This is a genomic window from Cetobacterium somerae ATCC BAA-474, assembly GCF_000479045.1.
Taxonomy (GTDB): domain Bacteria; phylum Fusobacteriota; class Fusobacteriia; order Fusobacteriales; family Fusobacteriaceae; genus Cetobacterium_A; species Cetobacterium_A somerae.
Window position 1 is genome coordinate 40,643 of sequence record NZ_KI518200.1, and the last position, 12,559, is coordinate 53,201.

A 12,559-nucleotide genomic window follows, 5' to 3' on the forward strand; every position below is an offset into this window, starting at 1 on the left:
TTTATAATTTTCCTATTAGGCTATTCACTAAGTAAGGCTTTCCATGTTTCAAATAAACTCTACTAACCCTTCTACTTAGTCCAGTAAATAACTCGTAAATAGAAGATCCAACCATTATTGATTTGTCAAAAATGTCCTCTCCCATTACAGTTACTTCATCTCCTGCTTTTACTCTACCTTTTAGCTCATCTGGTATTCTTACCATAAGCATATCCATACAAACCTTACCTACTATTTTACAAGGAACTCCATGAATTTCAATTGTTCCCTTATTTGAAAGCTCTCTTCTGAAACCATCTGCATATCCAACTGTTATTGTTGCAATTAAATCATTTTTATATCCTTTACCTACTCTTCCATAAGATATATCTATATCCTCTTTTAGTTCTTTTAAAAAAAGTATTCTACTTTTTAAAGTAAAAACTCTTTTTAAATTTTCTATAACTCCCTCTCCATAAACACCATACATAATTATTCCAGCTCTAACTAAATTACTTTGAGGAATTTCAGAAAACTTTAATATCCCTCCACTATTAAGAATATGGATATATTTTATCTCTTCTAACTTTTCAAAATCTCTAAATTTTTCTAACTGCTTTTTTGTATAGCTTATTGATTCTTCATCTGATTCATCTGATACTGATAAATGTGAATAAACTCCAACTACTTCTATATTTTTTTCCTTACATATGTCTATAGCTGCTTTTCCTTCCTCTACTGTAAATCCAACTCTACCCATTCCTGTATCTACTTTTATATGTACTTTTAACGAAAGTCCCTTTTCATTAATATATTTTATTTGAGAAAGATCAGTCAAAGTAACTTGTAGATTTTTTTTCTCTGCTTCTTCTAACTCTTCGTTAAAAATTCCTGCTAAGATTAAAATCTCATCATCAATGTCGTTATTCCTTAGTTCTATCCCTTCTTCTAGAGATGAAACTCCAAATATTTTTACCCCCATTTTTGAAAGTTCTTTTGCTATTGTGACTGCTCCCATTCCATAGGCATCTGCTTTTATAATGGCCATTATGTCTCTGTCATGAGATAGTTCTTTTATTTTTTTTATATTATATTCTAAGTTATCTAGATCTATCTCTGCCCACGTTCTCATTTTTTCCTCCAACTCTTATTAAGTAGATTAAGCCACCTTTTTCAGGTGGCTTTTTTGTTATACTACAATTTTTTCTTCAGGATGTGAATTATCATCATCGTCATCTTTTTTAGGTTCATACTTATCGTCTCTTTTCTTTTCAAAAAGATACACTAAAGGTGTTGAAATATATATTGATGAGTAAGTTCCCACTCCAATTCCCACTAAAAGTGTTGTTGTAAATGTTCTTAAACTATCTCCACCAAAAACTAATATTGCAACTAATGCTAATAATGTTGTAACTGAAGTATTAATTGATCTTACTAAAACTTGATTTAAACTTTTATTTAATACTTCTCCAAAAGTTAAATCTGATTTTTTTCTTAAACTCTCTCTGATTCTATCATATATTATGATTGTATCGTTAATAGAGTATCCTAATATTGTTAGAATAGCTGCTATAAACGGTGTATCAACCTCATACCCTAACAATGCTATAACTCCTAAAGCTGCAGTAACATCGTGTAATAATGTTAAAATTCCAGCTATTGCAAATTTAAATTCATATCTCATTGTTATGTATAAAACTATTAATAATCCACCTATTGTAAGAGCATAGATTGCTGATGTTTTTAATTCTTCACCTATTGTTGCTCCTACTTTTTCAGCTCTTTCTAATTTATAATCTCCTAATGTTTGAAGATTTGTTAATAACTTCTCTGTTTCTTTATCACTCATTTCAGCAGTTCTAATAATAACATTATTATCTGCTTGAGAAACTTGGACTTTTCTTGCAGTTGACGAAAGTTGTGGAATCTCAACTGCTAACTCATCTAGCTCTTTATTTATATCTGTTAATGTTATATTATTAGTATAATTTAGCTGAATTAAACTTCCACCTGTAAAATCTATTCCATAGTTCAACCCTTTTACTAAAAACATTCCTAGGAATATTATAAAAGATATTGTTGATAATGTTATCCATTTTTTACTGTGCTTTATTACCTCAATATACATTTACTTACCCCCTTTTCACACCGAAGAACTCTGTTCTTTTTATTTTAAATAAATCCACTGTTGTTGTTAACAGAACCTTTGTTATGAAAATTGCTGTAAGCATTGACGCCACAGTTCCAATTGTTAAAGTTACTGCAAATCCTTTTACAGTTCCTGTTCCAAACATAAATAACACTAAAGCTGTTAATAATGTCGTAACGTTAGAATCTATAATCGAAGCTATTCCTTTACTAAATCCAAGCTTTATTGCACCATTAATTGTGCTTCCTAATTTCAATTCATCTTTTATTCTTTCAAAGATGATTACATTGGCATCAACTGCCATACCTGCAGATAATATCATACCCGCTATTCCTGGCAATGTTAATGTTGCATCAATAAAGTTCAGCATTGCAAACATTACAAGTCCAAAACTTAATAATGCTAAATCTGCTACAAATCCAGGTAGTCTATACATAATTAACATAAATGTTGCAATTAATCCAACTGCTACCATAGCTGCAGTTTTACTCTGAGCTATTGATTCATCTCCTAAAGATGCTCCAACAATTCTCGTTTCAATTATTTCAGCTTTAACTGGTAATGCTCCTGCATTTAATAATGTTGCTGTTTTTTTAGCTTCATCTGGAGTGTAACTTCCTGTTATAACTCCATTTCCACTTGGAATTTCACTATTAATCGATGGTGCTGTTTGAACTTCTCCATCAAGTGTTATAGCTAATCTTTTTCCAATATTTTCTCTAGTTATTCTAGCAAACTCTTTTGCCCCCTCTATATTCATTTCAAATTGAATTTGAGGTCTTCCTAGATTATCGTATGAAACTTCTGCTTTTTTTAGTGCTCCACCTGTTAATAGTGTTTCACCTAAAGAACCGTCATCATTCATTATTTTAAACTCTAACAATGCTGTTTTTCCAATCATCTTTACTGCATCATCTGAGTTTGTAATTCCTGGTAATTCTATAATAACTCTATCCATTCCTGCTCTTTGTACAACTGATTCTGCTACTCCAAGACCATTTATTCTTCTGTCTAAAACTTCTATCAGCCTGTTCATAGCATCATCATCTAGCTCTGTACCATTTTCTGGTTGAGCTTGTAAAACTACATAAACCCCACCTTTTAAGTCTAGTCCTAGTTTTGTTGGTTTCATAACTGCTAACCACCAAGAACACACTAGTATAACTAATACAAAAAATAATTTTGTCATCCCCTTAAAATTCATGCTAGCCTCCACTTAGTTATTTTTTCATGTCTAAGAAAGTCTGTAGTATAATAGCTGCTGCTACCTTATCAACTACTTTTCTTTTTTCTTTGGCTCCCCTTAGATTTGTTTCGTTTAACATTCTATCTGCTGAAACAGTGGAAAGTCTTTCGTCTATCTCAAAAAACTCTAATCCTTCAATAGACTTATTTAGTTTCTCCATAAATTCTCTTACTTTTTCTGCTTGACGTTTTTCTGTTCCATCTAAACTTTTAGGTATTCCTATAACTATCGATTTAGTATTTTCTTGTCTACACAGCTCAGCAATTCTTTTTACAGCTTTAGTCTTTCTTCTATCAATTACTTCTAAGGGAGTGGCAACCATTCCCATTAAATCCGATTTTGCCACTCCTATTCTTACATCTCCTACATCTAAAGAAAGATATCTTTTATACATAATTATCTTCCTCCAATTATAATGATTTTGCTAAAATCTCCTTTACAGCAGAAAGTGCTTCCTTAACTTTTGCTCCATTCTTTCCTCCAGCTTGTGCAAAGTCAGGTCTTCCTCCACCATTTCCTTCAGCTATCTTAGCAGCCTCTCTTACTAAGTCTCCAGCTTTAACTTTTCCAATTAAATCTTTTGTAACTCCAATAGCAAATATTGCTTTCTCGTTATCTGATCCTAATGCAATAACACAACTTCCTAATTTATCTTTTGCTTTATCTACAATCTCTCTTAACGAATCTGCCTCTTTATCTTTAAAGTCTTTTACTAAAACCTTAACTCCATTTATTTCTTCAATCTCATCAAATAATGAGTTTGCTTCAAATGATGCTACTTTAGCTTTTAAAGTTTCAACTTCTTTTGATAACTCTCTTGTTTCTTCAACTACTTTTTCTGATCTTTCTTCAATTTTATGTAAATCAGTTTTTAAGTTTTTAGCAACTCTTTTCATAGTTTTTTCCATCTCTAAAACTGCTAAGTATGCTTTATAGCTAGTTTGAGCTTCTATTCTTCTAACTCCAGCTGCAACTCCAGCTTCTGAAACAATTTTAAAGATTCCTATTTTTCCAATATTACTTATGTGAGTTCCTCCACAAAGCTCCATTGAGTAATCTCCGATTGAAACAACTCTTACTTCATCTCCATATTTATCTCCAAATAGAGCTGTTGCTCCTTTTGCTTTTGCATCATCCATAGACATTACTTCAGCATTTACAGATGTAGCCATAAATATTCTTTCATTTACTGCTTTTTCAACTTTTTCAATTTCTTCTGCTGTTAAAGCTTCATAGTGATTAAAGTCAAATCTCAATCTTTCTGCTCCACATGATGATCCTGCTTGCTGTACATGTGTCCCTAATATATCTTTTAAAGCTTGATGTAATAAGTGAGTTGCTGTATGATTCTTTGCAATCTCTTCTCTTCTAACTGGATCTACAGTTAAATTTAATAATGTACCTTCTACTAATTCATCTAGTCCACTTTCAATTTCAACTATATGAGTGTAAATTTCTTTTTGTTTTTGAACATCTAGTACTTTTGCTACTAAATTTTCTCCTTCTATAATACCTTGGTCAGCCTCTTGTCCTCCAGATTCTGCATAGAATGGTGTCTGATCAAAAATAAGAGCATACTTTCCATTTTCTAATTCTCTTGCACTTAAAAGAGTTGCAGGAGTCATTAAGTCACAGTATCCTGTAAACTCTGTTTTTCCATGTTTATCATAGAACTCCTCTATAAAGCTATCTTGTCCTTTTTCCATAACAACTGCTCTTGCTGATCTAGCCTTCTCTCTTTGCTCTTCCATTTTCTCTAAGAACTCATCTTTTGAAACTTCAATTCCATTTTCTTCACAAATCTCTTCTGTTAATTCATAAGGGAATCCATATGTATCATAAAGTTTAAATGTTACATCTCCTGATAATTTTGTTTCACCTTTTGATTTTGCCATCTCTATTTCGTTCATAACTAATTGCATACCTTGATCTAAAGTATTTGAGAATTTCTCTTCCTCAATCTTTACAACCTTTTTAATATGCTCTATATTTTTTCTTAATTCTGGATATGCTTCTTCCATGATTTCTACAACTTTATCTACCATCTCATACATAAATAGCTCTTTTCTTCCAAGAAGTCTTCCATGTCTTACTGCTCTTCTTAAGATTCTTCTTAGAATATATCCTCTTCCTTCATTAGATGGTATAACTCCATCATTAACTAAGAAAGTAACTGCTCTTGCATGATCTGTTATTACTTTTAATGAGAAATCTTTTTCAGGTTCTGTTCCATACTTTGTATTTGTAAGTCTTCCAGCTTCTTCAACAATTGGAAATAATAAGTCTGTTTCAAAGTTATTTGATTTTCCTTGTACCATTGCTGCTACTCTTTCAAGTCCAGCTCCTGTATCAATATTTTTCTTTGGAAGTGGTTGTAATGATCCATCTTCCATTCTATTCCACTCAGTGAAAACTAGATTCCAGATTTCAATAAATCTATTATCTGTTCCTTCATCTCCTAATTTAGAGTTTTCATCTCCCCCATAAGCTGGTCCTAAATCTACGTGAATTTCTGAACATGGTCCACATGAACCTGTTGGTCCTGCTGCCCACCAGTTTTCAGACTCTCCCATTCTTACGATTCTTTCTTTTGGGAAATTACATTTTTCAACCCAAATTTTTTCTGCTTCATCATCTGTAGTAAATACTGAAACCCATAATTTATCCTTATCTAATTTTAAAACTTCTGTTATAAATTCCCATGACCAAATTATTGCTTCTTCTCTAAAATAATCTCCAAAAGAGAAGTTTCCTAACATTTCAAAAAAAGTGTGGTGTCTAGCTGTTCTTCCAACATTTTCTAAGTCATTAGTTCTTATACATTTTTGGTAAGTTGTTACTCTTGGTGTTGGAGCCTCTTTTTGTCCTAAAAAGTATGGCTTAAACGGAACCATTCCAGCAACTGTTAATAAAAGAGTTGGATCATCTGGAATAAGTGACGCACTTTCAAAGTGCTTATGATTTTTCTTTTCGAAAAATTCTATAAATTTGCTTCTAATTTCGTTACCTGTTAACATCTTCTTGTTTCCTCCACTATATTTTTAAAATTTATTTAATCTAATTTAAAGTTTTCTCCTAAATATACTTTCTTCGCCATTGGATTAGAAGCTATTTCTTCAGGAGTTCCACTTATCAATACTTTTCCGTTAGCCATTATATATGCTTTCTCAGTTATAGACAACGTTTCTCTTACTGAGTGGTCTGTTATTAGTATTCCTAATCCTCTTTGTTTTAAGTATTTAATAATTTGTTGTATATCCTCTACAGCTATAGGATCAACTCCAGCAAATGGTTCATCTAGCAATATAAAATCTGGATCATTAGCTATTGTTCTTGCTATTTCAACTCTTCTTCTCTCTCCACCTGAAAGAGAATATCCCATCGATTTCGCTACATGTGTTAACTTAAACTCTTCTAACAACTCTTGCATTTTTTTTATCTGCTCATTTTTGGGTAATCCTTTCATCTCCAATATAGCTAATATATTATCTTCAACAGAAAGATTTCTAAAAATTGATGGTTCTTGTGCAAGATATCCAATTCCCATATCTGCTCTTTTATACATTGGATATTCTGTTATATCTACTTCATTAATAAAAACTTGACCCTTTTCAGGTTTAACTATTCCAGTTATCATGTAAAATGTTGTAGTTTTTCCCGCTCCGTTAGGTCCTAAAAGACCAACAATTTCGCCTTTCTTTACTTCCAAACTCACATCTTTAACTACTTGTCTTTTTTTATAACTTTTACATAATCCTTGAGCAACTATACTTCTCATAGATTCTCCTTATTTTTTTAAGATTTTATTATATCCTGAATTTATTTGATTTGCATTTGTTACACTTTTCTTCTCATTTACTTTATAATCTACAAATACATTTCCTCTAGCTTTTACTTTATTAGTTTTTGTATTATAATCTGCTTCATCAGATGTTATTACAGATTCACCATCATCAACAACAACATTTCCTCTTAACTCAATTATATTATCTTTATTTTTTATTTTAGCTTTTGTTGATGTTGCATTTAAAGTTTTATCTTTATCTTTTCTAACAATAACTACTTTTCCCACTAAATCAACAATCTCTGTGTTTAGATTTCCTGTCATCATATTTGATGTAACTGTTGTTATTGTCCCATCTTTATCTTTTAATACTGCTTTGGTATTATCTTTTCCAAAAACTAATTTCTTTTCTGGTTGTATCTCTAAATAGTCTGAATAAAGCGTTGTTCCCTCTTTTTCAATCACTGCATTTTTTCTAATCTCAACTCTTTGAATTTGATTTTTACCTTGAGCATCTTTTTTAAAGTATGCTCTTACAAAATCTCCTTTAAAGTTTACAGGCACCCCATCTTGATAAATTCTTCCAGAAACATTTCCTATAAAATCTAAATTCATATTATCTAAAGTTCCATCTACACGATCTCCTTTAAACTCTTCATTCAATTTTGATTTTATTAATACATTATTACCTGTTAAGTGGCTTGTTTTTTTATCTAAAGTTCCACTACTACCAAATATATCATAATCATCATATTTTATTTCAAAAGCTTTTGGAGATTTTGCTATTTCTGTATTTTTATTGTACTCTAATTGATCTCCTTTTAAAGTCGTTTTTTCGTCTTTAATTTCTGCATTCTTTTCTAAAACAAAATTCCCTTGAGAAGTAAAGTACTTTATTATATCACTTTTTAATGTATTCTTCACATCTTTTCCATTAAATTTTTCACCAGTGAATACTTTTTTATCAGTTTCGTACACTCCGTTATACATTTTTCCAGAACTTTTTTTAACAGTGTCTTCAAATATAATCTCACCTGGTATGTATATTTTTTGATCTTTTATCTGATAATCTGCTGAATTAGCATTAGCTATTATATCTCCACTTTTTAAAACTAGCTTGTCTTTTACTTTTACAAACTCGTTTTCTTTAAATTCACCACTTGTTGTTATTATTTTAGTCTCACCTTTTTTATCAAAAGCTACTAAATCTTTCTCAACTAAACCTACTCCTGTTTTCTGATTGAAATCTAAGTTTACACCTTCAACAATATTATCTGTACTTACATACTTAAATTGACCAAAAGATTTGAATACCTCAGTTGTTAAATTATATTCTCCTTTTAATCCTTCAAAAGTATCCTTTTCCTTTTTTCTTTTTAAAATATATTTATCTGGTAAATACACAAACCCTTTTTTTCCTAAATAATCTATTTTTTGACTTTCAAAAATATAGTTATTATCTTCAAAGTAGGCATCTCCATCAACTAAATAACTATCCTCTTGTCTATCAAAATCAACTCTATTTCCTGAAGCATATTGATTTTCTACATTGTTTTTTATGCTTCCTTTTAATACATAGCCTTTACCCGTAATTTTATTGTAAAAGAAATTCTCTCCTTTACTATTATATTTTTCACTAAAATATGTATATCCATCTTTTAAATATAACTCACCAGTTTCTGTTAAATAGATTAGATTTTTTGTTAAAATTTTATTCTCTGGACTTGTATATTCTACATTTTTATCACTAATCAACTCTAATTCTTTTGTATCTGTTGCATATATTGCCATATCTGTTATAAGCTTTCCACCATTTTTATCACTACCTTGAACATTACCTTTTAAAACAAATTTTCTAGTTACTTTATTATATACTCCATCATCACCTTTAAAAGAGTATGTTCCATTAGTTCCTGATATTTTTCCATTAAAATTAATACTATCTCCACCATCTGAAGTAATACTTTCCATATCTATTTTATAACCATCAGCTAATACATAAACATTTTTGCTTATTTTAAAAGATTCTGTTTTGTCATTTAATATTAAATCATCTCCGTATAATTTAATACCATTATAATCTAACATAAACGAGTTCGAAGTAGTTAAAACATTTGTTTTAGTGTCATATTTTAAACCTTTAAAATTCCCACTTAATATTCCTGATCCACTTCCAAAATTTGACCCTGACAAAAATGAATTTCCCTCTATATTTATGACCTTATCTTTGTCATTATATTTTGCATTTTCAGCTGATAGTGTCATATTTTTAGTTTTAAATTTTACATCTCCTGATAAAACTACATTTTCCATCTTAGTATCACTTTTAAAATTTTTCCCTGATACCTCAATCCCCTCAGCTTTATTAATTGCTGTAACACCTATTGTAGATTCTACCTCTCCGTTTTCTTTATTATACTTAGCTTCTTGGGTTTCAAACTCCCACCCATTTAAACTTTTCCCCAAAATGTTAGATTTTAACAATAAATTTTTCCCTGCATCTAAAAAAGCATTGTCTCCAGTTAAAACCATTCCATCAATTATAGCTTTTGCTTTTTCAAAAGTTGTTTCATTAGTTTTTAAAAAATCTTTTTGTTTATCAGCTTCGATATGATACCCATCAGTATCATAAATAGCTCCAGTAGTTTCCACTACCTCTTCTTTTTTTTCTATTTTCTTTTCATTACCGAAATAATTGAAATATCCTAAAACCAATACTGCCACTATAATAACTCTATAGGCTATTTTCTTTTTATTCATACCGCCCTCCTAGTTTAAAATACGTTTCAATTCATTTAACTTTAAAAAGGCATCAAGTGGTGTCATTTTATCCAGTTCAGCCTCTCTTAAAAGACGTAATACTATTTTTTCCTCATTTTCTAGCTGTATAATATTTTCTTCTTCTTTTTTTATAGGTTCCTCTTTTATTTCAGGTTCAAATTCTCCAAATAATATTAATTGTTCTTTTTTTACTTTTCTTTCTATTATCATTTTTCTAGTTTCTAAAACTCTTAGCATCTCTTTTGCTCTATCTAGAATTTCTCTTGGTAACCCTGCTAATCTTGCAACTTCTATTCCATAAGATTTATCGGCTCCACCTTTTACAATCTCTCTTAAAAATAGAATCTCTTTTTCATCCTCTTTAACTTCGATTCTGAAGTTTGCAGATTTATTTAACTTTGATTCTAGTTGAGTTAATTCATGGTAGTGTGTTGCAAAAATTGTTTTAGCTTGAATATTATCATGAATATACTCTGTTATTGCTGTTGCAATTGAGATTCCATCAAATGTCGATGTTCCTCTTCCTATTTCATCTAATATAATAAAGGAATTTTTAGTAGAACTATTTACTATATTAGCAACTTCACTCATCTCTAACATAAATGTTGATTGTCCTGTAACTAAATCGTCACTGGCTCCTATTCTTGTAAAAATTTTATCTACAATTCCTATTTTAGCATATTCTGCAGGAACATAACAACCCATATGTGCCATAATTAAAATTAATGCTACTTGCTTCATATATGTAGATTTTCCTGACATATTTGGTCCTGTTAAAATTATTAAGTTTTTATCATTATTTAAAACGATACTATTTTTAACAAAATTTTCTCTTCCTACTAATTGCTCTACAATAGGATGTCTTCCTCCTATTATTTCTATATCTCCCTCTGTTGTTATCTCGGGCTTTATGTAACTATTTTTTGTTGCTATATGTGCAAAATTTGTTACAACATCTAAATACGACAATTTATACGCTAATTCATGAAGTATAGTTCTAAAGTTTTTTATTTTCTCAGAAATCTCTTTAAAAAGATGATATTCTAGATTCTCTATTTTATCTTTAGCATTTAGAACTTTTTCTTCATAAATTTTTAAATCTTCAACAATATATCTCTCTGCATTAGCTAGAGTTTGCTTTCTTATATAATCAGCAGGAACTAAGTGGATATTAGCTTTAGTTACTTCTATAAAATATCCAAACACTTTATTATATTTTATTTTTAAACCTTTTATTCCTGTTCTTTCTCTTTCTCTATTTTCTATTTCTAAAATTGTATCTTTTCCATTATTTGATATATTATGTAGTTCATCTAACTCAGCGTTGTAGCCATCTTTTATCATTCCACCTTCTCTAATAGAAAATGGAACTTCCTCTTTTATACTACTTTCTATTAAGTTATAAATTTCAACTAATTCATCTAAAGCTATCTCAAAAATAGGATTGCCCTTTAAAATTTTATATATCTCTAAGCTATTTAATATTGATTTTTTTAAAGCTACTAAATCTCTAGCATTTTCATTTCCTAAAACTAATTTTCCAATTATTCTTTCTATATCATATATATCTTTTAATTTTTCTCTTACTTCTTCTCTTAAAAGAACTCCTTTATAAAAAAATTCGATGTCTTTCTGTCTTTCAAGAATTATCTCTTTTGAAGTTGAAGGATTTTTTAAAAAATGCTTTAATAATCTACTACCCATAGAACTTCTACAACTGTCTAAAATCCATTGTAAAGTCCCTAGAACACCATTTTCTCTATTTGATGCTACAACATCTAAATTTCTTTGTGTCGTAAGATTCAATTCCATTATGTTTTCGCTTCCTGTATAAATTATCTTATCTACAGGAATTTCATTTCCTTTTTGCAGCTCTAATACATATTCTAAAACCATTGCAGCAGCCTCAATAGCTCCAACCTTATTATTCAAACCAAAACTATCTAAAGAGATAACTTTAAAATATTTTTTTAAAAACTCTTCACTTTTTTTTACTTTTAAATATGAACTAATATTTATTTTATTTAATTGAGCAAATTGTTTTAATTCCTTTTCTAAATCTGTATATGAATTTTCATCTATTAAAACTTCTCTGGGAGATATTTTATTTATCTCTCCTAGTATTTTATACACATAATCTTCTGTTTTCTTTTTCTCACTAGCTACAAATTCTCCAGTTGTTATATCTATATATGTTAGTCCTATCGTTTCTTTTTTTACAACAATTCCCATCAAATAATTATTACTTTTTTCATCTAAATATTCAGTATCTATTATTGTTCCAGGAGTTATTACTCTTACAACTTCTCTTTTTACAATACCTTTAGTTGCTTTTGGATCTTCTACTTGTTCACATATTGCTACTTTGTATCCTTTAGCTACAAGTTTACCTATATATCCAGCTGAAGAGTGATAGGGTATTCCAGCCAATGGAACTTCTATTCCTTTTTCTTTATTTCTACTTGTTAATGTTAATCCAAGTTCTCTAGAAGCTATAACTGCATCTTCAAAAAACATCTCATAAAAATCTCCTAACCTAAAAAATAGGATATTATCTTGATTTTCTTTTTTTATCTCTTTATATTGACTCATTAATGGTGTATCTACTGACAAAAAATCA

The 12,559-nt window shown here is 29.7% G+C and carries 8 protein-coding genes; all 8 read right to left on the bottom strand.

Features of this window, described 5'->3' with window-relative positions:
- Nucleotide 1: 1 nt before the first annotated feature.
- The 8 genes from alr to mutS are packed head-to-tail and all read right to left on the bottom strand — an operon-like array spanning nucleotide 2 to nucleotide 12,552.
- Nucleotides 2-1,111, bottom strand: a complete 1,110-nt coding sequence (gene alr, locus HMPREF0202_RS11450) for an alanine racemase (RefSeq protein ID WP_023050957.1) — start codon at nucleotides 1,109-1,111, stop codon at nucleotides 2-4.
- 57 nt (nucleotides 1,112-1,168) lie between these two features.
- Nucleotides 1,169-2,107 (bottom strand): protein translocase subunit SecF, encoded by a 939-nt coding sequence (gene secF / locus HMPREF0202_RS11455; RefSeq protein ID WP_023050958.1) that lies wholly within the window; start codon nucleotides 2,105-2,107, stop codon nucleotides 1,169-1,171.
- A 4-nt stretch (nucleotides 2,108-2,111) separates the two neighbouring features.
- Nucleotides 2,112-3,332, bottom strand: a complete 1,221-nt coding sequence (gene secD, locus HMPREF0202_RS11460; protein ID WP_040407381.1) for a protein translocase subunit SecD — start codon at nucleotides 3,330-3,332, stop codon at nucleotides 2,112-2,114.
- 16 nt (nucleotides 3,333-3,348) lie between these two features.
- The gene (ruvX, locus tag HMPREF0202_RS11465; protein ID WP_023050960.1) at nucleotides 3,349-3,768 is read right to left on the bottom strand and encodes a Holliday junction resolvase RuvX; all 420 of its coding nucleotides are present in this window, start codon (nucleotides 3,766-3,768) and stop codon (nucleotides 3,349-3,351) included.
- A 16-nt stretch (nucleotides 3,769-3,784) separates the two neighbouring features.
- Nucleotides 3,785-6,391, bottom strand: a complete 2,607-nt coding sequence (gene alaS, locus HMPREF0202_RS11470) for an alanine--tRNA ligase (RefSeq protein WP_023050961.1) — start codon at nucleotides 6,389-6,391, stop codon at nucleotides 3,785-3,787.
- A gap of 35 nt (nucleotides 6,392-6,426) precedes the next feature.
- Nucleotides 6,427-7,152, bottom strand: a complete 726-nt coding sequence (lptB, locus tag HMPREF0202_RS11475; RefSeq protein WP_023050962.1) for an LPS export ABC transporter ATP-binding protein — start codon at nucleotides 7,150-7,152, stop codon at nucleotides 6,427-6,429.
- Nucleotides 7,153-7,161: 9 nt separating this feature from the next.
- Nucleotides 7,162-9,918, bottom strand: coding sequence for an LPS export ABC transporter periplasmic protein LptC (lptC, locus tag HMPREF0202_RS11480; RefSeq protein ID WP_023050963.1), 2,757 nt, complete (start codon nucleotides 9,916-9,918; stop codon nucleotides 7,162-7,164).
- A gap of 9 nt (nucleotides 9,919-9,927) precedes the next feature.
- Nucleotides 9,928-12,552, bottom strand: a complete 2,625-nt coding sequence (gene mutS / locus HMPREF0202_RS11485; protein WP_040407384.1) for a DNA mismatch repair protein MutS — start codon at nucleotides 12,550-12,552, stop codon at nucleotides 9,928-9,930.
- Nucleotides 12,553-12,559 lie beyond the last annotated feature (7 nt).

Excerpts from the sequence above, each read along its gene's own strand:
- ruvX (WP_023050960.1), bottom strand. The coding sequence starts at position 3,768 with ATGTATAAAAGATATCTTTCTTTAGATGTAGGAGATGTAAGAATAGGA.
- alr (WP_023050957.1), bottom strand. The coding sequence starts at position 1,111 with ATGAGAACGTGGGCAGAGATAGATCTAGATAACTTAGAATATAATATA.
- lptB (WP_023050962.1), bottom strand. The coding sequence starts at position 7,152 with ATGAGAAGTATAGTTGCTCAAGGATTATGTAAAAGTTATAAAAAAAGA.
- secD (WP_040407381.1), bottom strand. The coding sequence starts at position 3,332 with ATGAATTTTAAGGGGATGACAAAATTATTTTTTGTATTAGTTATACTA.
- lptC (WP_023050963.1), bottom strand. The coding sequence starts at position 9,918 with ATGAATAAAAAGAAAATAGCCTATAGAGTTATTATAGTGGCAGTATTG.
- alaS (WP_023050961.1), bottom strand. The coding sequence starts at position 6,391 with ATGTTAACAGGTAACGAAATTAGAAGCAAATTTATAGAATTTTTCGAA.
- secF (WP_023050958.1), bottom strand. The coding sequence starts at position 2,107 with ATGTATATTGAGGTAATAAAGCACAGTAAAAAATGGATAACATTATCA.